The organism is Vibrio ouci (genome assembly GCF_004551525.1).
GTDB classification, from domain to species: Bacteria; Pseudomonadota; Gammaproteobacteria; order Enterobacterales; family Vibrionaceae; genus Vibrio; species Vibrio ouci.
In genome coordinates this window covers 33,974-56,876 of sequence record NZ_SATR01000003.1, presented here as the reverse complement: position 1 = coordinate 56,876, position 22,903 = coordinate 33,974, and the positions used below count along the sequence as shown (strand labels likewise).

Annotated in this window: 20 protein-coding genes and 1 riboswitch; of the genes, 10 read left to right on the top strand and 10 right to left on the bottom strand. The window is 47.4% G+C overall.

Features of this window, described 5'->3' with window-relative positions; all coding sequences use genetic code 11:
* Positions 1 to 28: 28 nt before the first annotated feature.
* Positions 29 to 745 (bottom strand): ribonuclease PH, encoded by a 717-nt coding sequence (gene rph, locus ELS82_RS03130; RefSeq protein ID WP_004410877.1) that lies wholly within the window; start codon positions 743 to 745, stop codon positions 29 to 31.
* Between the two features lie 142 nt (positions 746 to 887).
* On the opposite strand from rph, the gene ELS82_RS03125 reads away from it, so the two are divergent.
* Complete coding sequence (locus tag ELS82_RS03125; RefSeq protein WP_134834193.1) at positions 888 to 1,754, top strand: YicC/YloC family endoribonuclease; 867 nt, start codon at positions 888 to 890, stop codon at positions 1,752 to 1,754.
* A gap of 63 nt (positions 1,755 to 1,817) precedes the next feature.
* On the opposite strand, the gene ELS82_RS03120 is transcribed toward ELS82_RS03125, so the two are convergent.
* The 3 genes from ELS82_RS03120 to ELS82_RS03105 all read right to left on the bottom strand — a co-directional run bounded on the left by ELS82_RS03120 (position 1,818) and on the right by ELS82_RS03105 (position 5,387).
* Complete coding sequence (locus ELS82_RS03120) at positions 1,818 to 2,771, bottom strand: DMT family transporter (RefSeq protein WP_134834192.1); 954 nt, start codon at positions 2,769 to 2,771, stop codon at positions 1,818 to 1,820.
* A 708-nt stretch (positions 2,772 to 3,479) separates the two neighbouring features.
* Positions 3,480 to 3,905 carry a phosphate-starvation-inducible protein PsiE gene (locus ELS82_RS03110; protein WP_134834190.1) on the bottom strand — a complete coding sequence of 142 codons (426 nt, stop codon included), beginning with the start codon at positions 3,903 to 3,905 and terminating at the stop codon, positions 3,480 to 3,482.
* A gap of 111 nt (positions 3,906 to 4,016) precedes the next feature.
* On the bottom strand, positions 4,017 to 5,387 hold the full coding sequence (locus ELS82_RS03105) for an NCS2 family permease (RefSeq protein WP_134834189.1): 1,371 nt from the start codon (positions 5,385 to 5,387) through the stop codon (positions 4,017 to 4,019).
* A 66-nt stretch (positions 5,388 to 5,453) separates the two neighbouring features.
* A riboswitch (purine riboswitch) is annotated at positions 5,454 to 5,553 on the bottom strand.
* Between the two features lie 287 nt (positions 5,554 to 5,840).
* Here ELS82_RS03105 and gmk point away from each other — a divergent pair.
* The 5 genes from gmk (at position 5,841) to recG (ending at position 12,289) form a co-directional block, all read left to right on the top strand.
* On the top strand, positions 5,841 to 6,464 hold the full coding sequence (gene gmk, locus ELS82_RS03100) for a guanylate kinase (protein WP_053438716.1): 624 nt from the start codon (positions 5,841 to 5,843) through the stop codon (positions 6,462 to 6,464).
* 96 nt (positions 6,465 to 6,560) lie between these two features.
* Positions 6,561 to 6,833: a DNA-directed RNA polymerase subunit omega gene (gene rpoZ, locus ELS82_RS03095; RefSeq protein WP_004410883.1), complete on the top strand. Its 273-nt coding sequence runs from the start codon at positions 6,561 to 6,563 to the stop codon at positions 6,831 to 6,833.
* 39 nt (positions 6,834 to 6,872) lie between these two features.
* A complete protein-coding gene (spoT, locus tag ELS82_RS03090; RefSeq protein ID WP_134834188.1) occupies positions 6,873 to 8,999 on the top strand; it encodes a bifunctional GTP diphosphokinase/guanosine-3',5'-bis pyrophosphate 3'-pyrophosphohydrolase in 2,127 nt (708 codons plus the stop codon).
* 74 nt (positions 9,000 to 9,073) lie between these two features.
* Positions 9,074 to 9,757, top strand: coding sequence for a tRNA (guanosine(18)-2'-O)-methyltransferase TrmH (gene trmH / locus ELS82_RS03085; protein WP_134834187.1), 684 nt, complete (start codon positions 9,074 to 9,076; stop codon positions 9,755 to 9,757).
* A 453-nt stretch (positions 9,758 to 10,210) separates the two neighbouring features.
* Positions 10,211 to 12,289: an ATP-dependent DNA helicase RecG gene (gene recG, locus ELS82_RS03075; RefSeq protein ID WP_134834185.1), complete on the top strand. Its 2,079-nt coding sequence runs from the start codon at positions 10,211 to 10,213 to the stop codon at positions 12,287 to 12,289.
* Positions 12,290 to 12,480: 191 nt separating this feature from the next.
* On the opposite strand, the gene cysQ is transcribed toward recG, so the two are convergent.
* The 4 genes from cysQ to ELS82_RS03055 form a co-directional block, all read right to left on the bottom strand.
* On the bottom strand, positions 12,481 to 13,308 hold the full coding sequence (gene cysQ, locus ELS82_RS03070; protein WP_053438712.1) for a 3'(2'),5'-bisphosphate nucleotidase CysQ: 828 nt from the start codon (positions 13,306 to 13,308) through the stop codon (positions 12,481 to 12,483).
* Between the two features lie 57 nt (positions 13,309 to 13,365).
* A complete protein-coding gene (gene nudE / locus ELS82_RS03065; protein WP_004410889.1) occupies positions 13,366 to 13,911 on the bottom strand; it encodes an ADP compounds hydrolase NudE in 546 nt (181 codons plus the stop codon).
* Positions 13,912 to 14,033: 122 nt separating this feature from the next.
* Positions 14,034 to 14,621, bottom strand: a complete 588-nt coding sequence (gene nfuA, locus ELS82_RS03060; protein ID WP_053438711.1) for a Fe-S biogenesis protein NfuA — start codon at positions 14,619 to 14,621, stop codon at positions 14,034 to 14,036.
* An 86-nt stretch (positions 14,622 to 14,707) separates the two neighbouring features.
* A complete protein-coding gene (locus tag ELS82_RS03055; protein ID WP_134834184.1) occupies positions 14,708 to 15,406 on the bottom strand; it encodes a phosphoribosyltransferase family protein in 699 nt (232 codons plus the stop codon).
* Positions 15,407 to 15,463: 57 nt separating this feature from the next.
* Here ELS82_RS03055 and bioH point away from each other — a divergent pair, with 57 nt between their 5' ends.
* Together bioH and ELS82_RS03045 are read left to right on the top strand one after the other, a co-directional pair.
* Positions 15,464 to 16,255 (top strand): pimeloyl-ACP methyl ester esterase BioH, encoded by a 792-nt coding sequence (gene bioH / locus ELS82_RS03050; RefSeq protein WP_134834183.1) that lies wholly within the window; start codon positions 15,464 to 15,466, stop codon positions 16,253 to 16,255.
* A 125-nt stretch (positions 16,256 to 16,380) separates the two neighbouring features.
* Positions 16,381 to 16,851: a hypothetical protein gene (locus tag ELS82_RS03045; RefSeq protein ID WP_004410896.1), complete on the top strand. Its 471-nt coding sequence runs from the start codon at positions 16,381 to 16,383 to the stop codon at positions 16,849 to 16,851.
* 97 nt (positions 16,852 to 16,948) lie between these two features.
* Here the strand turns inward: ELS82_RS03045 and ELS82_RS03040 are convergent, their stop codons facing one another.
* A complete protein-coding gene (locus ELS82_RS03040; RefSeq protein WP_134834182.1) occupies positions 16,949 to 19,270 on the bottom strand; it encodes a Tex family protein in 2,322 nt (773 codons plus the stop codon).
* Between the two features lie 271 nt (positions 19,271 to 19,541).
* On the opposite strand from ELS82_RS03040, the gene ELS82_RS03035 reads away from it, so the two are divergent.
* Positions 19,542 to 21,413 carry a putative ATP-dependent zinc protease gene (locus ELS82_RS03035; RefSeq protein ID WP_134834181.1) on the top strand — a complete coding sequence of 624 codons (1,872 nt, stop codon included), beginning with the start codon at positions 19,542 to 19,544 and terminating at the stop codon, positions 21,411 to 21,413.
* A gap of 65 nt (positions 21,414 to 21,478) precedes the next feature.
* Here the strand turns inward: ELS82_RS03035 and greB are convergent, their stop codons facing one another.
* Positions 21,479 to 21,955 carry a transcription elongation factor GreB gene (gene greB / locus ELS82_RS03030; protein ID WP_134834180.1) on the bottom strand — a complete coding sequence of 159 codons (477 nt, stop codon included), beginning with the start codon at positions 21,953 to 21,955 and terminating at the stop codon, positions 21,479 to 21,481.
* 175 nt (positions 21,956 to 22,130) lie between these two features.
* Here greB and ompR point away from each other — a divergent pair, with 175 nt between their 5' ends.
* Entirely contained in the window at positions 22,131 to 22,850 is a 720-nt protein-coding gene (ompR, locus tag ELS82_RS03025) for an osmolarity response regulator transcription factor OmpR (RefSeq protein WP_004410902.1), read from the top strand.
* The last annotated feature ends 53 nt before the right edge of the window (positions 22,851 to 22,903 follow it).

The window sequence follows — 22,903 nt, the reverse complement described above, 5'->3', positions numbered from 1 at the left end:
AATAGCTTCCAAATGGAAGCTATCTAAATTAATTTTCTAACGCCGCCTTCTGCGCCGCTACGATCTCGGTAATACCTTTGGTCGCCGACTCCAACAACTTCATCAGCTCAGCGTGGGTGAACGGTTCGCCCTCTGCCGTACCTTGAACTTCAATCATGCGACCATCTTCGGTCATCACTACGTTCATATCGGTATCGGCTGCTGAATCTTCTGTGTATTCAAGGTCACACAGAATGTCTTCACCAAGAATGCCCACAGAAACAGCTGCTACGTGGCCTTTCATTGGGTTCGCTTTTAGCTTGCCCTTTTCAACTAAGTGTTGGAATGCATCTGCCATTGCAACGCTCGCACCAGAGATAGACGCAGTGCGCGTACCGCCATCCGCTTGGATTACATCACAGTCTACTGTCACCATGATTTCGCCCATCGCTTCTAGGTCAACCACTGCGCGTAAGCTACGAGCAATCAGACGTTGGATTTCCATCGTACGACCACCTTGCTTACCACTTGCCGCTTCACGACGCATACGTGAATGCGTTGAACGTGGCAGCATGCCGTATTCAGCCGTTACCCAGCCCTTACCCTGGCCTTTTAGCCAGCGTGGAACGTTCTCTTCAACGGTCGCATTACAAAGTACTTTTGTATTGCCGAATTCAACCAATACAGAACCTTCTGCATAAGCTGTGTAGTTACGAGTAATTTTGATTGGGCGAACTTGGTCCGCCTTGCGATCGTTTGGACGCATGGGCATCTACCTTATATGAAGGGGGAGACGTTTTTGGTTGGAGCAGGATTATAGCGAAGTTTGCTCTACAAAGCTATCCATCCGAGATTTGTGCTACTATTGCCTCGCGTTATTTTCAAAGATGATTAAACAGGAAAATTCGATGATCTACAGTATGACAGCCTACGCACGTAAAGAAGTGAAAGGCGATTGGGGCAGTGCCGTATGGGAAATTCGTAGTGTTAACCAACGCTACCTTGAAACCTACTTCCGCCTGCCAGAACAGTTCCGTGGCCTAGAACCAGTGCTGCGTGAGCGTTTCCGTAAGCGCCTAGCGCGCGGTAAAGTTGAATGTGCGTTGCGCTTTGAAGCGAACCCAGCGGCAAAAGGCGAGCTAAGCATCAACGAAAGCCTAGCACAGCAAGTGATTAATGCGGCAAACCAAGTAATGCAGATGACTGGCGAAGAAAGCCGCCTAAACCCATTCCAAGTTATGAACTGGCCGGGTGTAATGGAAACGTCTGAGCAAGATATGGATGCAGTAAACAAAGACCTGCTAGGTGCATTCGATGAAGCTGTAAGCGAGTTTATTGAAGCGCGTGGCCGTGAAGGTGAAAACATGAAAGCGCTTATCGTACAGCGCTTAGATGCCATCACAGAAGAAGTGGTTAAAGTGCGTGCGCGTATGCCTGAGATTCTAGAATGGCAACGTGAGCGTCTGTTCTCGAAGTTTGAAGAGGTGAAAATTGAGCTTGATTCTTCACGCGTAGAACAAGAGCTGATCCTACTGGCGCAAAAATCTGACGTAGCGGAAGAACTCGATCGCCTAGACTCGCACGTAAAAGAAGCAACTAACATCCTGAAGAAAGGGGGCGCTTGTGGCCGCCGTCTAGACTTTATGATGCAAGAGTTTAACCGTGAATCGAACACGCTAGCCTCTAAGTCCATCAGCACAGACATCACAGCGTCTGGTGTAGAGCTTAAAGTTCTGATTGAACAGATGCGTGAGCAGATCCAAAACATTGAATAATCAATTCAATTGAAATAAAAGCCCCGCTATTAACAGCGGGGCTTTTTTATATCTACAGCCTAACTAGACGCTAAGTCGTTTCGCACATTGAGCACACAGCACCGGCTGTGGTTTTGCGCGCCAAAAACCAAGCCTGCGCCACAAAGACGGTTCCACTTTGGTCACCAAAATACCGAGCAGTAGTGGCACCATCAAAAGCAGAGATGTCATCGAAAAACTGTTTCCCGCCACCCAGCTAGACAGACTTAAAGCAATCAATGGGAAAAAGAGAAAACAGATAGAGGCAGTAAACGGCGTCGACACCTGGCCGAGCTTAAAGTAGGCCACAATACCACCGACACTTGCGAAAACACCCAAATAGGCCACTGCCGCCATTGAGTCTACTGAAAATGCCGCAATCTGTGGTTGCTCTAGCCACAATGAAACCGACAACAAGCACACAGAGGCAATCAAACTTGGGATGGCGTTATAGGTCAAAACTGGCGTACTGCGGCAGTACTTTTCCACAAACACATACATCACAGAATGAATAGCAACGGCGCCACCAAGAGCCAATGAACCAAGTAAGTAGTCTTCGCCACCTAATGTCATTTCTGTCGCTAAAATCAGTGCCAAGCTTAATACCGCAACCAATAGACCGGCTATTTGTAACTTACTCAGACGCAAGCCCAAAAACAGACTCGATGTCACCATCACCGCAATCGGCATATTGGCAAAAATAATCGAAGCCAAACCTGATGAGATGTACTGCTCACCAAAAATCATCAAGGTAAATGGGATCGCAAAATAGAAGATAGCGACAACAAACATCCAAAATTGCTTTCCTTTCGGGAATAACAACGGCTGTTTCAGCTTGATCGCTAGTAAAACCAGCAGCGGCGAAGCAATCAAGAACCTCAGTCCCGTAGCAAAAATCGGCGGCACAGTCGCTACCGCAACCTCCATTGCTAACCAAGTCGTACCCCAAATAAGGCATACCGAGACAAACAAAAAAGTCGTTAGATATTTATGCGGCATAACGACCTCCTTGAATCAAAGAAAACGAGGTTAATGTCGATAAGCAAACAGCAGAAGCAGCACGGATACTCGTGCCATAAATCATTTCAAATTTCATATTCTTATTCCCATCACAGGATGGCGTAAATAGCTAAGCTACTTACACCGATATCAAAGGCACACAAGCAAGTTGTGTGAATAGTGGTGCGATAAATCGCGAGAAATAAGAATTAGGCTATTGGAGGTCGGTATAGAGATTGGATCTCTACACTGGTGTAACTAATAGGGGCACTGACTGCGAGCGCATAACGGAAAGGGGAACTATAGGAACGAACATTCGTCTCAACGAGTGCAATGTTTGAGACGTTTATATGAGAGCAGCACTGTTTCTCGAAACAGGTACCGCCGGGGTCGCAACAACCAACCTCTGTCGTTGGAGTTGCTGATTCTAAACCGCATCCACCAAACTCTATCTTCTGCATGACAGAGTTAGAAGTGTGATGAGGAGAAACATGATGAGATGAGACGTCCGCCTGAGCTGCACTACTGAACAGCACAACGGATAGCAATGCGCTTAGCAAAAAACAAATTGTGGATGTATAGCGAAGCTGCATCACACACTCTCATCACAAAAAGGGTTGCTGAAAAGATAATCGGCTAAACAGAAAATAACAATATGATTTGATAAGACTTTACACTTCTTTACCTCATACTGCCCCACAGATAACCCTACTCATCTTTCTCGGCGGTACTGTTATCAATATAAGGCCAATAATGATGACCAATTCGAATCACCATGGTCGCTACCGCCAAAATTAACGCCGCCACCGAAAGCCAAACGACCAGCACCGCATCCAACTCTTTCATCCCTAAGGTGATATAACGAGCGATCGCCATCATGGCAATATAGATAGGGTAGCGAACTGGAATTTTACCGTTCATCACGAACTGCTTAACCATCGCCAGCACTTCGAGGTAGATAAACATCAGCAGGATATCGGTCAGCAGGACACGCTTTTCAGTAAAGACATGAACAAACTCTTCGACCATCGCAAACAGGGTCGCAAGAGTTATCGCAACCAGCAGCACAGCCTCTAATGCGTGGAAAATTTTAAGAAACGGCTTGCTGAAAGATTTAGGCAGATTGGAAGGCATAATCCCTATCCGTGATAAAAACTAATGAGCACCCAGTTTACCACGAGATGTATGACAAGGAAGCGAGCGGTCATCACTCTTTAGTCGATAACCGCTCTCTAGCGTCAATTTCTATAGTAGTAACAGGTAAGCTAGGAATACCGCAGACAGTGCATAGATGATTGGGTGAACTTGTTTGCCCTTACCTGCCACAACCATGCTGAATGCATAGCTGATAAAGCCCATCGCCATACCATTCGCTGGCGAGAAGCTCAGCACGGTAAACATGATGGTAAAGAAGGCTGCAATGCGAGACTCTTTCTTATCCCAGTTAATCTGACCTAAGCGGCCAATCATGTAGATACCCACCACGACCATCGCTGGCGCAACCATTGCCGCCGAGAAGATAGAAAACAGTGGATATAGGAATAGCGATACAAGGAATAGGCCTGATACTACAACGGCTGCAAGACCAGTCTTCGCACCTTGAGAAGACGCAATACCCGATTCCGAGAATGCAGTAATTGAGGTGGTACCGAGCACCGAGCCAATCACTGTACCGCCCGCATCCGCAACGAGTGCAGAACGTGCGTTTGGCACTTTACCGTCTTTATCGATGATACCCGCATCACGGCCAACACCGACAATGGTGCTCATGCCATCAAAGAAATCGACAATCAGGAAAATCACCACCACAAACAGCAAATCAAACATCTTATCTGCAGTTAAGCTTGAGAAGTCAAAAATCGCACCGAAGGTACTCGCCATACTTGGCGGCGCCGTCACGATTTGCTCAGGAATTGGCGCATTAGATGTGCCCATCACCATATCAGCAATCAGCGTTAGGCCAATCGCACTAACAAATGAGATAAAGGTCGCCAGCTTGATATCACGCACCATACAACCAAGCGCGATAAAGATACTGATGTAAGCGATAATCACTTGTGGTTCAGCAATGTTGCCCATACCGACAAGGACAAACTTGTTATCGACGATGATGCCAGCATTCTTCAGACCTAAGAAAGCGATGAACAGACCAAGCGAAACGGTAATGGCATTCTTTAAGTCTTCAGGAATCGATTCAATCAGCGATTTGCGGATGTTAGTTAACGACAGCAATAAGTAGACAACACCAGAAAGGAAGATACCAAACAACGCTTCATTCCAGAGCAAAGCTACTGAGCCGCTTAATAGCATCCCTTTAAAGAAGCCATTCATGCTCATCCCAGGAGCAAGCATCACTGGGTAGTTACCCCACACTCCCATAATAAAAGTCGCAATCGCTGCCGCCAGCGCCGTGGCAGTAAACACCGCGCCTTTATCCATTCCAGGGATACCACCCAAGATTGCAGGGTTGACCGCCAGAATATAGCTCATAGCTAAAAAGGTAATAAAGCCAGCATATAGCTCAGTACCTAGGGTTGTTTTACGTTCAGTAATTTTAAATACAGAATCTAAAAGACCTGCTTGATTTTGCGCCTTTAGCGTTGAATCGAGACTCACAGTGAAACCTATACAATTAAGATGGAAGGTAAATGAGATGAAATGCTGTAAGCGGTGATATTTGGAGTCTCAGCACTTAAAAACTGTAGTCACTAAGATAGGCTCAGTGGTAGAGACATCTAGACCATCACTCTAGATATATACAGCATTTAATCGTTTGCGCGGATTGTAAGGAAGTAGAACAAAAACTCAACGATTATTTGATCAAATCCACAAAACAGTACTCGGACAAGGTCAAATTTGAAGGCTTGTGTGAACGACACCAAGCGACAATTTGACTAATAATCAGAGTTAATCAATCTTATTGTCCTAAATAGGCGATTTATGCTACTCTTCGCCTCCATTTTTCTGGCCTAAATTTCACCACTTCGGTGAGTCAATCCGGTCAGTGCTATCTTTATATATGTCAGCCTTGCTGCTGGCCGTTATCAAACCAAATGTGAGATCGTCCCTATGGGTAAAGGCACTCTATATATCGTATCTGCACCAAGCGGTGCTGGAAAATCTAGTCTGATTTCTGCAATGCTAGAAACAAATCCAACCTACGCGATGAAAGTGTCGGTATCTCACACTACTCGTGGCATGCGCCCGGGTGAGCAAGATGGTGTCCACTACCACTTCGTACAGAAAGAGCACTTCGAAGAGCTGATTGAAAAAAATGAGTTCCTAGAGTACGCAGAAGTGTTCGGTAACTACTACGGTACCTCTCGTGTTTGGATTGAAAATAACCTAGATAAAGGGATCGATGTGTTCCTAGATATTGACTGGCAAGGCGCTCGTCAAATCCGTGAACAGATGCCGCAAGCACAAAGCCTATTTATCCTACCACCGTCAAACGGTGAGCTAGAGCGTCGCCTTAACGCTCGTGGTCAGGATAGCGACGCTGTTATCGCGAAACGCATGGCAGAAGCGAAGTCTGAAATCTCACACTACAGTGAGTACGACTACGTGATCGTCAATGATGATTTCGATACTGCATTAATGGACTTTAAGGCCATCATCCGCGCAGAAAGATTGAAGCAAGACAAGCAAGCTGCTAAATATAAAGGCATGCTTGACGCGCTTTTAGCTGAGTAAATTAGTCGAATGGCAAACAGATCCTAGACACTAGGAACTGTCAGCCTGTATAATTTCTCGTCATTCAAAATTTTAGTTAACTAATTTGGAGTTCTCATGGCACGCGTAACTGTTCAAGACGCTGTTGAAAAAGTAGGCAACCGTTTCGACCTAGTTCTAATTGCGGCACGCCGCGCTCGTCAAATGCAAACTGGTGGCAAAGACTCACTAGTGCCAGAGGAGAATGATAAGCAAACGGTTATCGCTCTACGCGAGATCGAAGAAGGTCTTATCACTAAAGAGATCCTTGATGCACGTGAGCGTCAAGAGCAGCAAGAGCAAGAAGCCGCTGAACTAGCAGCTGTAAGCAGCATCGCTCACAGCCGTTAATTAGCCCTCTCTTTTACAACTATCTTCCGGGCCTAAAGTTTGTATCTATTCGATAGCCTTAAAGACGTTGCCCAAGAATACCTAACAGAGCCTCAAATTGAGGCTCTGCGTCAATCTTATGTGGTAGCGAAAGACGCCCATGAAGGGCAAACCCGCTCTAGCGGCGAACCTTATATCATCCACCCTGTTGCTGTAGCTCGCATCTTGGCCGAAATGCGCCTAGATATTGAGACTCTACAAGCAGCCCTTCTGCATGACGTCATAGAAGACACTGAAGTAACCAAAGAAGAGCTTGAAGCTCAATTTGGTAATACGGTTGCAGAACTTGTGGATGGCGTTTCTAAGCTTGATAAGCTTAAGTTTCGTGATCGCAAGGAAGCTCAGGCAGAAAACTTCCGTAAGATGGTTCTTGCCATGGTGCAAGACATCCGCGTTATTCTAATCAAACTCGCAGACCGTACTCACAATATGCGCACGCTGGGTGCTCTACGCCCAGATAAAAAGCGCCGTATTGCCCGCGAGACGTTAGAGATCTACTCTCCACTGGCGCACCGCCTTGGTATCCACAACATCAAAACAGAGCTGGAAGAGCTTGGTTTTGAAGCGCTCTACCCGAACCGCTACCGCGTTCTTAAAGAGGTAGTGAAAGCTGCGCGTGGTAACCGTAAGGAGATGATTCAACGCATTCATGATGAGATTGAAGGCCGACTTGAAGAAGTGGGTCTAAAAGCTCGCGTATTTGGTCGAGAAAAGAATCTGTTCTCCATCTACAACAAGATGAAGACCAAAGAACAGCGTTTCCACACCATCATGGATATCTACGCTTTCCGCGTCGTGGTTGATGATGCTGACACCTGTTACCGAGTGCTTGGTCAAGTGCATAGCTTGTACAAGCCGCGTCCAGGTCGCATGAAAGACTACATTGCGGTACCAAAAGCGAACGGCTATCAATCTATTCACACTTCAATGGTCGGCCCTCATGGTGTCCCTGTTGAAGTTCAGATCCGTACTGAAGATATGGATCAAATGGCGGACAAGGGTGTCGCGGCTCACTGGTCATATAAAGGCACTGGCGAGCGCACAGGCACCACTGCTCAGGTGAAAGCACAGCGCTGGATGCAAAGCCTACTTGAGCTACAACAAAGTGCCGGCAACTCATTTGAGTTCATCGAGAACGTTAAATCGGATCTGTTCCCAGATGAGATTTACGTCTTCACGCCAAAAGGCCGCATCGTTGAGCTACCAGTAGGGGCAACAGCAGTAGACTTTGCTTACGCTGTACATACCGATGTCGGTAATACCTGTGTCGGTGCGCGTGTTGATCGCAACCCATACCCGCTAAGTAAATCACTCAAGAATGGCCAAACCATTGAGATCATCAGTGCGCCGGGTGCACGCCCGAATGCAGCATGGCTCAACTATGTCGTGACTTCACGTGCTCGTACTAAGATCCGTCAGGTTCTGAAAACCATGCGCCGCGAAGAGTCGATTACACTAGGTCGCCGCTTGCTCAATCATGCACTGGGTGAATTGTCACTTTCTGACATCAGTGAAGAAAACATCAATCATGTATTAAGCGATCTTAAGATCGACTCGATTGATGACCTGCTGGCTGATATCGGCCTAGGTGAACTGATGAGTATCGTCATTGCTCGCCGCCTATTAGGTGATGCTGATGAGCTAACCGAAGTGGAAGGCTCAAGCGAAACCGACAGCAACAAGAAGAAACTGCCTATCCGTGGTGCGGAAGGTATCTTGCTGACGTTTGCCAACTGTTGTCACCCGATTCCAGACGATCACATTATTGCTCACGTATCACCAGGCCGCGGCTTAGTGGTTCACCGCGAGATGTGTCCGAACGTGCGTGGTTACCAAAAAGAACCAGATAAGTACATGGCAGTTGAGTGGTCGGAAGATTACGATAAAGAGTTCATTACTGAAGTGACCGTTGACGTACAAAACCGTCAAGGTGCGCTAGCAGAACTGACCAATGTAATCTCTAAGACAGGCTCAAACATTCACGGCCTTTCAACCGAAGAGCGTGATGGTCGCCTATACACAGTGACGGTACTGCTAACGACCAAAGATCGTGTTCACCTTGCGGGCATTATGCGTAAGATTAAGGCAATGCCACATACGCTCAAAGTACGCCGTCGCAAGAACTAATCGACTGAATAGTTGAATCTAAATGTCCTTGAAGCCTCAGGTTTCAGGGACATTTTTGTAAGTAAGAAAGAGTTATGAATTTAGAACGTTACAACCGAATCCAACAAGTGCTTAAAGCGCGTCAAGCAGACCTAACGCTGTGTCTTGAAGAAGTCCATAAGCCAAACAACGTTTCTGCTGTGATTCGTACCGCTGATGCAACCGGCATCCATAAAATTCATGCGGTATGGCCAAATGAGATGCGTACCCTAAGCCACACATCAGCGGGCGCACGTAACTGGGTCGATGTAGAGACTCACGACAGCATTGAAGAGGCGATCACTGAGCTGAAAGCGCAAGGCATGCAGGTATTGGTAACCAACCTGTCTGATACTGCAGTCGATTTTCGTGAAATTGACTACACTAAGCCAACCGCAATCATTCTAGGCAGCGAAAAAGTCGGCGCTTCGGAAAAAGCTAAACAGCTAGCCGATCAAGACATCATCGTACCTATGGTTGGCATGGTTCAATCACTCAACGTATCGGTAGCCAGTGCAGTTATTCTGTATGAAGCCCAGCGTCAACGTGAAGCGGCTGGCATGTACGATAACGAAGTCAGCTCAGTACCAGAAGAAACCATTCACCGCCTGCTCTTTGAACGTGGCCACCCTGTGCTCGCTAAAGTAGCTAAGCGTAAAGGTATGGCTTACCCACAACTTGATGACCAGGGCCAGATCGTTGCAGACGATGCTTGGTGGGCAGAAATGCAGAAGAAGTAGCGAGAAGCGAGAAGCGAGAAGCGAGAAGCGAGAAGCGAGAAGCGAGAAGCGAGAAGCGAGAAGCGAGAAGCGAGAAGCGAGAAGCGAGAAGCGAGAAGCGAGAAGCGAGAAGCGAGAAGCGAGAAGCGAGAAGTCTTGTAAGGGTTGGCATTGCGTGTCAACCCTTTTTGTTTCAAATAAATTAAGCTGTCATCCTCAAGAACGAAGAATGAGTGAGTTGGGGAGCTCTTAAAGTGAGTCGTAAACTTAATGAGATTCCCTACTCCTTCCTTCGTCAGTCTAGGGAATGACGATATATGACCTCAGCCTTCTCTCGAAGGACGAAGTCCGTTCCCGAAGCGAAGCGTTCTCGCAGGGCGCAGCCCGCTCTTCGCCCTTCATTTTTTCCTGTACAAAAACACAGCCCGATGGTTAACTATTACTAACTTATAGAATGACTTATCGAGCTTTTTTATGTCCCAGCTACTCTCTGCTATTCCTTTAACGTCATTGACCGGCGTCGGCGCCAAAGTGGCCGAGAAACTAGCGAAAGTTGGGCTTGTTACCGCTCAAGACTTACTGTTTCACCTACCCCTTCGTTATGAAGACCGCACTCGCATCTATCCCATCGCCAAGCTGCACGCCGGACTATGGGCTGCAGTGCAAGGCAAGGTGATGAGTGTTGACACCCTATTTGGCAAACGCAAAATGCTTGCGGTCAAAATTAGCGATGGCAACGGCACCATCACACTGCGTTTTTTCAACTTCACTGCGGGGATGAAAAACAACTTTGCCGAAGGTAAAACCGTCCATGCTTATGGTGAAATTAAGCGTGGTGGCTACGGTTTAGAGATCGTCCATCCTGACTATAAGTTCTATGCTCCGAACCAAAAAGCCGATGTCGAACAGACATTAACCCCAGTTTATCCAACCACGGATGGGCTGCGCCAAGTGACTCTGCGTAACCTAACCGACCAAGCACTAGAGTTACTCGATAAAGCCGCTGTACAAGAGCTGCTGCCAAGTGGGCTTTATGATCAGCAAACGACGCTTGCTCAGGCTCTGCATACCATTCATCGCCCACCGCCAAACATCGACTTAGAACAGTTTGATGAAGGTAAGCACCCAGCACAGATACGCCTGATTATGGAAGAGTTACTTGCGCAGAACTTATCCATGCTCTCGGTTCGTAGCAAAGGGCAACAGGACGCTGCACTGCCTTTAGCAAGGCGCGATAACCTAAAACAGCAGCTACTCAGCCAACTGCCGTTTTCGCCGACCAATGCCCAAGCACGGGTGGTACAAGAGATCGAGCAAGACTTAGAAAAGCCTCACCCTATGATGCGCTTAGTTCAAGGCGATGTCGGCTCAGGAAAAACCTTGGTTGCTGCTTTAGCCGCGCTACGTGCACTCGAGCATAGCTACCAAGTTGCTTTGATGGCACCAACCGAACTGCTGGCCGAGCAGCACGCAATCAACTTTGCCCACTGGCTGGAGCCAATGGGCATTAAAGTCGGCTGGTTAGCAGGCAAGCTCAAAGGCAAAGCGAAAGAAACCGAATTGGCTAAGATTGCCAGTGGTGAAGCACAAATGGTGGTCGGTACCCACGCCCTATTCCAAGAGCATGTAGAGTTCCACCACTTAGCATTAGTGATTATTGATGAGCAGCACCGCTTTGGCGTCCACCAGCGCTTAGAGCTACGTGAGAAAGGTGAAAAGCAAGGCGCTTACCCGCATCAGCTAATCATGACAGCAACACCGATCCCGCGCACTCTGGCAATGACTGCCTATGCTGACCTTGAAACTTCGGTAATCGATGAGCTACCACCGGGAAGAACGCCGATTCAAACCGTCGCTATTCCAGATACTAAGCGCGAGGATATTGTCGAACGAGTACGCAACGCTTGTCTGAACGAAGGCAAACAAGCTTACTGGGTATGTACCTTAATTGATGAGTCTGAAGTACTCGAAGCGCAAGCCGCTGCCGATACCGCAGAAGAGCTGCAACGCAAACTGCCCGATGTAAAAATTGGTTTAGTCCATGGCCGTATGAAGCCTGCCGAGAAACAAGCAGTAATGCAGGATTTCAAAGACAATAAGCTGCACCTTCTGGTTGCCACTACCGTGATTGAAGTCGGTGTGGACGTACCAAACTCAAGCTTAATGATCATTGAAAACCCCGAGCGCCTAGGTTTAGCTCAACTGCACCAGTTGCGTGGCCGCGTTGGCCGAGGCAGTGTTGCTAGTCACTGTGTGTTGCTCTATCACTCTCCGCTATCGAAAACCGCACAAAAACGCTTAGGTGTGCTGCGTGAAAGTAATGATGGCTTTGTGATTGCTCAGCGTGATTTAGAGATCCGTGGCCCAGGTGAGTTGCTCGGAACAAAACAAACGGGCATGGCCGATTTTAAGATTGCCGACTTAGTACGAGATCAGCGCTTAATTCCGGAAGTTCAGCGCATCGCTCGTCATATTCATGATAACTATCCTGATAATGCTGTCGCGATTATTGATCGATGGCTTGGCGATAGGGATGTCTATTCGAAAGCTTAAGCGGGAAGAAAGCAGAATTTTTTGAGAGATTCCCTACTCACTCCTTCGTCGTTCTATGGAATGACATGTTTAACTACGCCATCTTCAAGAGTGAGGAACCAACGAGTTGGGATCTCTTAAAGCAAGTAGAAAGCTGACAAAGACTCCCTACTCGCTCCTTCGTCACTCTATGGAGTGACTATCTAGATTAACTAGTCCTTCACCTGCAGGATTTCATCCCACGGTAAGTTCTCATCACCCAATACAATAAAGTTCGGGTTTTCCAACGTATCACGCTCGTTGTATGAAAGCGGCTCTAGTTGAGTACTCAAGATGCGTCCGCCCGCTTCTTCAACAATACATTGCGTCGCAGCGGTATCCCATTCCCCCGTCGGTCCTAGGCGTAAGTAACAATCGACCGCCCCTTCGGCAACCAGACACGCTTTCAATGCAGCAGAGCCAAGTGGTACTAAATCATAGTTCCAAGCGCTGCTCATACGGCCGGTGATACGATTGATATCTTGGCGACGGCTGATGGCCATCGCTATCGGGCTCTTAGGGCCATCATGTTGATGGGTCTTGATACGAACACTTTCGCTTAGATCTGGAATTTTCCAAGCGCCTTTGCCGTGATAGGCGTAATAGGTCACCCCAGAGACAGGGCCGTATACCACGCCCATCACCGGTTTATTGTTCTCAATCAGAGCAATAATGGTGGCAAAATCCCCACTACGAGCAATAAATTCTTGGGTTCCATCAAGTGGGTCAACGAGCCAGTAGCGATCCCACTGTGAACGTTTATCTAAACTAATGTCCGCAGCTTCTTCCGATAGTACGGGAATATCCGGCGTCAGGTCCGATAGCTTCTCAGTAATCAGTTTATGCGCCGCAATATCTGCGCTGGTGACTGGGGTTTCGTCACTTTTGGTAAACTCTTCGTACTCTTTTTTCTCGTAAATATCGAGAATAAGCTGCCCGGCGCTGCGAGCAATTTCAATCACGGACGGTAAATGGTGAGACAAATCTTCTGTTATTGGCATAAAAATTCCTTTGCGCTCTCGCTTAAACTCCTTTGCTCAAGGCAAGGTCGATAATTATTATTTTAAAATGCGTAGAGCGAGTAATAGCGCGGTAATACTGCGCGCTTCACTAAAATCGAGGTGCGTCAGCAGTTCTTCAGCTTGCGCCAACGGCCAACGAACCACATCTAATGGTTCAGGTTCATCACCTTCTAGTTTTTCTGAGTATAGATCTTCGGCGATGAATAGGGTCATTTTACTCGAGAAATAAGACGGCGCTAAAACCACTTCTTTTAGCGGTGTCAGCTTATTCGAACCTTGGCCTATTTCTTCTTTCAACTCTCGTACTGCAGCCTGCTCTGGCGTCTCCCCCGGGTCAATCAACCCTTTAGGAAAACCTAATTCATAGCGCTCCGTGCCCGCGGCATATTCACGGACTAACAGAATATCGCCTTGAGCTGTGATTGGTACCATCATCACCGCATTACGACCGCTTGGCTTCATGCGCTCATAGGTTCGTTCCTCACCATTGCTAAAACGCAGATCCAGCGCTTCAATCGCGAACAGTCGTGATTGTGCAACTGTCTGTTTATCTAGAATTTCTGGTGGAGTACGTTTAGCCACAAGCTTGCTCCTATACGAAAGTTGAAGTTCCTAATATATGAGAAATTTTATGAGTTTGAAAACAAAAAAAGGGTTGGCATCGCTGCCAACCCTCTCGATTTGATTCAATTTAGAGCAATGTCTTAGTAGTAAGAGTGCTCACCGCGATCGTGTTCTGTTGCGTCACGTACCGCTGATAGCTCACCTTCGAACTGTTGTAGAAGCTCTTTCTCGATGCCTTCTTTAAGAGTTACATCAACCATAGAACAACCGTTACAACCACCACCAAAGGCTACGATAGCAACGCCTTCTGCTGTGATTTCAACTAGGTTTACGTGACCACCGTGGCCCGCTAATTGAGGGTTCACCTGAGTTTGAATCACGTACTCTACGCGCTCAACAAGAGGTGCATCATCAGAAACTTTACGCATTTTCGCGTTTGGCGCTTTTAGCGTAAGTTGAGAACCCATCTTATCCGTCACAAAGTCGATCTCTGCGTCTTCAAGGAAAGGTAAGCTTAGTTCATCAATAAACGCTGAAAAACCTTCAAACTTAAGTTCTGTATCCGTAGATTCTACTGCTTCAGTTGGGCAGTAAGATACACCACACTCTGCGTTTTGAGTGCCTGGGTTTACCACGAATACGCGAATGTTAGTGCCTTCTGGCTGCTGACCCAATAGGTTAGCAAAATGAGATTGGGCGTTTTCTGTAATAGTAATAGAATTTGACACGACGAATACCTGAGTAATTTTGTAGGCTATTTGTTGTCCATTTTACTCCTGAAAATTTAGAGGTCTAGCGTTTTGATCAAATTCAGCTAAGTTACTACGTCTGGAGTACGGCAAATGCAGTAAATATCGACACTTTTTACGCCACTATCAAGCAGTAATTTGCATAAATGCTGCACCGTACTGCCTGTCGTCACAACATCATCAATAATTGCGACGTGACGATAAGGGCTTTCCTCTTTAAGCAGCTTAAATGCTCCGTTCAAGTTCACCTGCCGCTCACGCCGATTCAACCCTTTTTGCTGTTTGGTCGAACGGATACGACGAAACATAGGCCGATATTCACACCCTAACTGCTTAGCCAACGAGGCCGCCAATAGCTCACTCTGGTTGAAGCCTCGACGCCACTGTCGGCGCCAATGCAGTGGTACAGACGTCACCACTTCAGCAGGGGTATCTATGTTGGGGATCAGCAAATCAACCAGCTTTCGGGTGTGCCAGAACTGACCTTCATACTTCAAGTGATGTACGTAGGTTGATAGGGGCTGTTGATAATCACCAACGCAGTAAAGTCGACGCCAAGGTGGAGGCGTAACCAAGCACTCACCACACGTAGGCGTTTCAGTCACACAGGGCAAACCACAACGTTGGCAGCGCGGTGTCGGTGAGAAGGTTTTACGACAAGCAAAACAAAATCCATTGTGCTGCTGGTCTAACTCTAAGCCGCATAACTCGCAGTTGAGTGGCAACAGGTCGGCGATGTATTTGATCACTCTTTGCGGTAACATGAGCAAAATCTCAGCAATGGAAAAGCCCATTGTGACGATCAAAACTGACGCTTAAGGATGGAAAAAGTGGTACATAGCGAGAGCAACTCACAACCTTTATTTTGGCACACAGCAGGCAGCGGCGACGATATCGTCCTACTCCATGGCTGGGGAATGAATGGTGCTGTATGGCAGCAAACTGTTGATGTTCTTAGCCAACACTATCGCGTGCATGTGGTTGATCTCCCTGGTTTTGGTCATAGCCATCAATCTTGCTTCACCAATATGGAACAGTTAGCGAGTCAGGTTTTAGCAGATGCACCACAACAAGCGGTTTGGCTTGGTTGGTCATTGGGCGGCTTACTGGCAACTCATATCGCACTCAATCACCCAGAGCGAGTACAAAAGCTGATTACTGTAGCGAGCTCACCAAAGTTTGCTGCCGAGAAGCGTTGGCGCGGAATCAAATCAGAAGTACTCAGCAACTTTACCGAGCAATTGGTTGAAGATTTTCAACTGACGGTCGAGCGCTTTATGGCTCTGCAGGCTATGGGCAGCCCTTCAGCAAGACAAGATGTTAAACAGCTCAAAAAAGCCGTGCTCTCTCGCCCTGCGCCTAACCCAGATTCACTGTTAGCGGGTCTTAAGCTTCTTGCCGATATCGATTATCGAGCGGAATTAGAACGCTTAACCACACCGACACTACGCCTCTATGGCCGACTTGATGGTTTGGTGCCAGTTAAGGTTGCTAGCGATGTCGACACCCTGCTACCAGCGAGTGAAAGTCATACCTTTAGTGCCTCTTCCCATGCGCCATTTATGACCGAGTTTGACGAGTTTTGTCACAAGGTGCGCCAATTTGTAGCCTAAGCATTTGTTTCTATTAGGCACATTCAAATAATTGTCGCTGGCGCTAAATATTTGTCACTACTGGTCGATAAATATACTAACCGACGGAGTGTTCGCTCCAACGGTTGGGCGTGAGGAGACAAACAATGCTCGTATCACCTACGAACGTAAGCGTTCCACTGATCGCCCCATCGGTTAATGTGCAAACGGAACAAGCGGCACGCGACAATAAAGTCCGTGAGCCAATTGCTCCAACCATTGCATTAGCCAAGAGCAACGCCGAACGAAAAGTGACAGCAGACGATAAGCGGCGCAAACAATCTTCATGGGATCCCTCAGAGCACCCTAGCTATGAGACGGATGATGTGGAGGATGTCGTTGCCGCTTCTCACTATCAGGCCGAAGATACCATCGAACGGCTTTTTAAACTGCTTTCACTCGATAGTTACAGCGAACATCAAGGTAAAGGCTATGCTATGCGCTTTCGCTTGCCGAGGCGCATAATCGATGCGGCGATATCGGAAGGAATGATGGCCAAACGCAGGACGGTGATAAAGTTTCATTACGGACATGCAGTTGTGCCCAACACTCCATCTGATGTAATTGCGGTGTTGTAGTACCTTATCTTGCATTAGCTCGATAAGGTAATACCCAAAAAAATCCCCGCCAGTATTACTACTGCGGGGATTTGTCTTTTTACCGATTTACGGCAGATTAACGCTTGGCTTTGGCAAATGCGGCAGCAAATGCTCCGCCCATTGCGCTGTTGCCATTCGATTCTTCGCGGCGACGCTGATTGCCTTGCGGTTGGCGCTGCTGACCTCGTGGTGCACTTGAGCGCTGAGAACGGTTATCTTGTCCTGGTTCATCGTTTAAGCGCATCGACAGGCCGATACGTTTACGCTGCACGTCCACTTCCATCACTTTCACTTTGACGATATCGCCCGCTTTAACCACTTCACGCGGGTCAGAAACGTAGCGGTCAGTCAGAGCAGAAATATGCACTAGACCATCTTGGTGAACACCGATATCAACGAACGCACCAAAGTTCGCCACGTTCGATACCACACCTTCCAGTACCATGCCCGGTTCAAGATCTGATACCGAATTCACCCCGTCAGCAAAGGTTGCTGTCTTAAACTCTGGGCGAGGGTCACGGCCCGGCTTATCCAACTCTTTAATGATGTCGGTTACCGTAGGTACACCGAAACTCTCGTCGGTGTAATCCACGGCATGTAGGCCACGCAAGAATTGAGTATCACCAATCAAGCCTTTGACATCTTTATGGTTCTTCTCTGCGATAGCTTTCACGACTGGATAAGCTTCTGGGTGAACCGATGACGCATCTAGCGGGTTTTTGCCATCCATAATACGTAGGAAGCCAGCACACTGCTCAAACGCTTTTGGCCCTAAGCGAGCAACTTTTTTCAGCGTGGTACGCGCTTCAAAGCGGCCGTTCTCATCACGGTAATCAACAATGTTCTGCGCAATGGTACTTGAAAGACCCGCAACGCGAGTCAACAGTGCAGGCGAAGCGGTGTTCACATCCACACCTACCGCGTTTACACAGTCTTCTACGACTGCATCAAGGCGTTTAGCGAGCATAGATTGGCTCACGTCATGTTGATACTGGCCTACACCGATTGATTTCGGGTCGATTTTCACTAGCTCTGCCAATGGGTCTTGTAGACGACGTGCGATAGACACCGCACCGCGCAGCGACACATCGAGATTAGGGAATTCTTTTGCAGCGAGCTCTGACGCCGAGTAAACCGAAGCGCCTGCTTCACTGACCATGATTTTCTGCACCTTAAGGTTGCCACGTTTGATCAGGTCAGCAACAAAGCTGTCGGTTTCACGTGAAGCCGTACCGTTACCAATCGCAATCAAATCAACATCGTACTTACGCACCAAGGCGTCAACGACTTGTGCCGACTTGTCATATTGTTTCTGCGGTGGATGCGGGTAGATAGTTTCTGTCGCCAGTACTTTACCGGTTGAGTCCACCACTGCAATTTTTGAACCTGTACGTAGACCTGGATCGAGGCCAAGTGTTGCACGAGGACCCGCTGGCGCAGCCATTAGCAAGTCTTTTAGGTTAGTGGCAAAAACTTCGATTGCTTCGATTTCAGCACGCTCTTTCATAGCGCCCATTAGCTCGGTTTCCATGTGCATAGAAACCTTGATACGCCATGCCCAGCTAATAACCTGCTTACGCCAGCCATCAGCAGGAGCGCTGCTGAGAGAAATACCGTAGTGATCGCTGATAATCGTCTCACAGTAAGACTGACGTGCGCCCTCTTCCTGCTCAGGATCCGCATTCATCGCTAAGGTTAAGAAACCTTCGTTACGACCACGCAGCATAGCCAATGCGCGGTGAGACGGCACTTTGCTGATCGCTTCATTGTGTTCGAAGTAATCTTTAAATTTTTCGCCTTCTTGCTGCTTACCATCGACCACGCGAGCAACGAGCTCAGCGCTACGATTAAGGTGATGGCGAATCTTCTCCAGCAAGTTGGCGTCTTCTGCAATGCGCTCCATCACGATAGCACGCGCGCCATCTAATGCTGCCTTGGTATCCACAATACCTTTATCAGCATCAAGATAGTTTGCAGCTTCGCTTTCTGGCTCGGTTTGTGGCTCATTCCACAACTTATCAGCCAGAGGCTCTAAACCTGCTTCAATCGCGATTTGGCCTTTGGTTCGACGCTTAGGTTTGTAAGGTAGGTATAAATCTTCTAGGCGAGTCTTACTGTCAGCCTGATTGATTTCCGCTTCCAGCTCAGAAGTCAGTTTGCCTTGTTCTTGAATGGATTTCAGAATGGTTTGACGACGCTCATTGAGTTCACGTAGGTACGCGAGGCGGCTATCAAGATTACGCAGCTGGGTATCATCAAGGCCACCGGTCACTTCTTTACGGTAACGAGCAATAAATGGCACCGTATTACCATCATCAATTAGGTTTACAGCAGCAATGACTTGCTCTGAGCGTACATTTAGCTCTTGAGCAATCAAATTACAGATAGCTTGGCTCATCCGTGTGTTCTCTTAATTCTATATGTGGGTTTTCAGCTTTCGCTTCTGTGCGCTTCAAAGCTATTGGGTATGTTCAATATATTGGGGTAACCATCAGATATTGCAATGCTTTCGACGCAGCGCAGAAAATTAGCCTATAAATTACGGCGCTCAGTAGGACATTGGTCAAAATTGTGTCAAAACTAGAGGTAAATCCGAGACTTCTTGATTAGAAACTGCCTACTCTTTCTATACACCCAAATTCTCTCTTAGACTGATGCGGAAAATTTTAATGAATAAAATGTCATTGGCGGTAGCCTTAGCCAGCTCATTATTGGCGAGTTCAATTGCTTGGGCAGAACCTATTGCTGCCACCACCCAAAGCCCAATTTACCAACTCGACGATAAACTGGTCCTTGGCCGCGTTGAAAGTGTCTACCTCAGTGATATTCCAGAATTAGACGGAATCTCGTTCGCGGGCAAGATTGATACCGGCGCTGATACCACCTCAATGCATGCCGATAATATCCATGTCAGCAGCTCGAACCCCGAGTTCCAAAAATTAAAAGATGATGAGTTACTGTGGGCAATCATCGATGACCTTGGGGGCACAAAAGCGGTGTGGGATGCCAATACCTTTGTTCCCTATCAGGTAAAAGTCAGCTTCACCATTTCTCAGCCATACACAGGTGAAGAGATAGAGATTACGGATGATCTCGAAGATGTTAGCGCCATCCGTAGCCGAACCAGTGAGAAGCCGATTCTTCGCCCGACAGTCAGAATGCCAATCACCATTGCCGGAAGAACCGTTGATACTGTCGTCAACCTGACCAACCGTAACCAGTTTTCGGCGCCGATTTTGGTCGGTAAAACCTATCTCGATGATAATGCTTGGGTATTCGCAGGCTATGACTACCTTCAAGAACAAAAAAATGCTCAGCTGATCGGCAAGAAAGAGAGTGTCGATATAGGCGGGCTAACCCAGAAGGTGAGTTATTCACTGCAAAATAACTACAGCTCATTGCATGCCACCAACATCAAGATCGATGATAAAAATCAGCAAGTATCGTTTACTATCGAAGATGATGACGGCAAACAAAGCCAACTGACCCAGCCACTAGTAAGAATGCTCAATGTGGGCGGGGACGAAAAGCCGTTGGTCTTTGTCCCAGTTAATACCAACAGTGAGACACCTCAATACTGGATGGTTTACCTGACTGATAGAAGCAAGTTCAGCTCTCAGCTTCGCCTTGGTAAGGGCACTTTAAATAAACGTTTTATGATTGATACCAGTAAGAAGTCGCTACTGAGTAACTCTCCGAAAACATTCAACACTAAGTCCAAAGCGATGCAGGTGTCAGGAGAAGAGAATCTCGTCCTCGACGGTATTCCACTCAAAGCTGAACCATCATTAGTGGTAAAAACCCCGCTGCTAAAAGTGGTCAGCTTCGAGATGTTTGAGAAAAAAGGCAAAGATTGGGTGACCTATTACCTCACCAATGCGCAAGGTGATGTGCAGCAGTTCTCTAAGCCAATCAATAAAAAGCTGCGTGTCGGTGATTCAATAAGACCGGTCGTGTTTGGCACGTTCAACCTGTATGGCAAGAATATCGAGATGCCATATGCGATTGATGTACTTGATGAGAACGAAGTGGAAGACTACTTTGTCATTGGCCAAAAAATGTCAAAAGATGGCGTGCTGATCAATACCAGAACCGATCACCTACTTGATGCCTACCCGCTGTTCACCGCTGGCCATATCGAAGTGGCAACCGTTGAAGGGCTAGACTTCCCAGTGAAGCTCGATACGGGCGCCGATGTCAGCTCAATCAATGCGCAAAACATCAAAATGTTCAAAAAAGATGGCCAACAGATGGTCAGCTTTACCTATCAAAACGATGTCGGGATGGAAGAGAAGTTCACCCGCAAAGTAGTCGATACGATGACGATTACCGCCAAACAAGGCGAGAAAGCCAATGTGCGTCCAGTGGTTGAAATGCATGTCACGCTTGGCGATTTGGAAAAGAAAATCCGCGTCAATTTGCAAGACCGCAGCCGATTCCATTACAGCATGATCCTTGGCAAAAATTTCCTTAAATATGGTGCGGTGGTCGCCAGTGACAGCAACTATATCGTCACTGACAAACCAGACTACGAAAAATAGCCAACAAAAAAAGTCCCGCTCAATGCGGGACTTTTTGTTTAGCGATTAAATGAGTAACCTCGCCGCTACTCACTATAGCGGATACTGTTTACAAACCACTCTTTGAAGCCCTCTGGCGTTTTAACGCTAAACTCATCATCGACTTCTTTTTTCAGTAACGCTCGCGCCATTGGTGAATCAATCGAAATGTAGCCTTTGGCATCACCATAAATTTCGTCCGGCCCAACAATGCGAAACGCTTTGGTATCGCCATCTTCATTTTCAATCTCAACCCAAGCACCAAAGAAGACCTTGCCCTCTTGTTGCGGAGAGTAATCGACTACTTTGACCTGCTCTAAGCGCTTGCGCAGGTAACGAACGCGGCGATCGATCTCACGCAGACGCTTCTTATTGTACTGATAGTCAGCATTTTCGCTGCGATCGCCAAGGCTCGCCGCCCAAGTCACTTTTTTGGTGACTTCGGGGCGATCTTCTCTCCACAAAAAATCGAGCTCTTGCTTAAGTCGATCATAACCTTCTCGCGTAATTAGGTTTGTTTTCATATTTCTGACGCTATTAAATTGAAGTTCAGATATACATTAGCTAAAAAGGAAATAAACGTTAACAATTCTTTGCGCCAATAGAACTGGAACAGTGTTACATTTTAAGCTGCGCAATTGAGTAAACATTCCATTACCCAAAGTTTGCGTAAGCTTATTCAATAGGTGGAACCATTACATGCAAGAAAATCACAAAATCTTAGTTGTCGATGATGATGCACGACTTCGTGCACTACTAGAACGTTACTTGTCTGAACAAGGATTCCAAGTTCGCAGTGTCGCTAACAGTGAGCAGATGGACCGCCTGCTAACGCGTGAGACTTTCCACTTGATGGTATTAGACTTAATGCTACCAGGTGAAGATGGCCTATCCATTTGTCGCCGTCTACGTAATGCAAACAGCACTCTTCCTATCCTTATGCTGACCGCAAAAGGCGATGAGATTGACCGTATCGTTGGTCTTGAAGTGGGTGCTGACGACTACCTACCAAAACCGTTTAACCCGCGTGAGCTTTTGGCTCGTATTAAAGCGGTACTGCGCCGTCAAACTACTGAACTGCCTGGCGCACCAAGCAGTGAAGAGTCTGTGGTTGAGTTTGGTGACTTCCGCTTAAACCTAGGCACGCGTGAAATGTTCCGTGACGATGAAGCGATGCCACTTACCTCCGGTGAATTTGCGGTTCTTAAAGCACTGGTCACCAATGCGCGCGAACCTATGTCGCGTGACAAATTGATGAACATGGCACGTGGCCGCGAGTACTCTGCGATGGAGCGCTCGATTGACGTGCAAATCTCTCGCTTACGCCGCATGCTTGAGGTTGACCCAAGCAAACCCCGCTACATTCAAACCGTGTGGGGCTTAGGTTACGTCTTTGTCCCAGACGGTAAAGAAGCCTAAAATAAACAACTACTGATAGAGTGCGAGACCAAGTCTCGCACTCTTTGTTTTGA

Coding starts and splice junctions, on each gene's coding strand:
- ELS82_RS03040 (WP_134834182.1), bottom strand. CDS start 19,270: ATGAGCCAAGCTATCTGTAATTTGATTGCTCAAGAGCTAAATGTACGC.
- cysQ (WP_053438712.1), bottom strand. CDS start 13,308: ATGCCAATAACAGAAGATTTGTCTCACCATTTACCGTCCGTGATTGAA.
- recG (WP_134834185.1), top strand. CDS start 10,211: ATGTCCCAGCTACTCTCTGCTATTCCTTTAACGTCATTGACCGGCGTC.
- ELS82_RS03045 (WP_004410896.1), top strand. CDS start 16,381: ATGCTCGTATCACCTACGAACGTAAGCGTTCCACTGATCGCCCCATCG.
- ELS82_RS03055 (WP_134834184.1), bottom strand. CDS start 15,406: ATGTTACCGCAAAGAGTGATCAAATACATCGCCGACCTGTTGCCACTC.
- ELS82_RS03125 (WP_134834193.1), top strand. CDS start 888: ATGATCTACAGTATGACAGCCTACGCACGTAAAGAAGTGAAAGGCGAT.
- ELS82_RS03110 (WP_134834190.1), bottom strand. CDS start 3,905: ATGCCTTCCAATCTGCCTAAATCTTTCAGCAAGCCGTTTCTTAAAATT.
- greB (WP_134834180.1), bottom strand. CDS start 21,955: ATGAAAACAAACCTAATTACGCGAGAAGGTTATGATCGACTTAAGCAA.
- bioH (WP_134834183.1), top strand. CDS start 15,464: ATGGAAAAAGTGGTACATAGCGAGAGCAACTCACAACCTTTATTTTGG.
- ELS82_RS03035 (WP_134834181.1), top strand. CDS start 19,542: ATGAATAAAATGTCATTGGCGGTAGCCTTAGCCAGCTCATTATTGGCG.
- gmk (WP_053438716.1), top strand. CDS start 5,841: ATGGGTAAAGGCACTCTATATATCGTATCTGCACCAAGCGGTGCTGGA.
- ELS82_RS03120 (WP_134834192.1), bottom strand. CDS start 2,771: ATGCCGCATAAATATCTAACGACTTTTTTGTTTGTCTCGGTATGCCTT.
- rph (WP_004410877.1), bottom strand. CDS start 745: ATGCGTCCAAACGATCGCAAGGCGGACCAAGTTCGCCCAATCAAAATT.
- trmH (WP_134834187.1), top strand. CDS start 9,074: ATGAATTTAGAACGTTACAACCGAATCCAACAAGTGCTTAAAGCGCGT.
- rpoZ (WP_004410883.1), top strand. CDS start 6,561: ATGGCACGCGTAACTGTTCAAGACGCTGTTGAAAAAGTAGGCAACCGT.
- ompR (WP_004410902.1), top strand. CDS start 22,131: ATGCAAGAAAATCACAAAATCTTAGTTGTCGATGATGATGCACGACTT.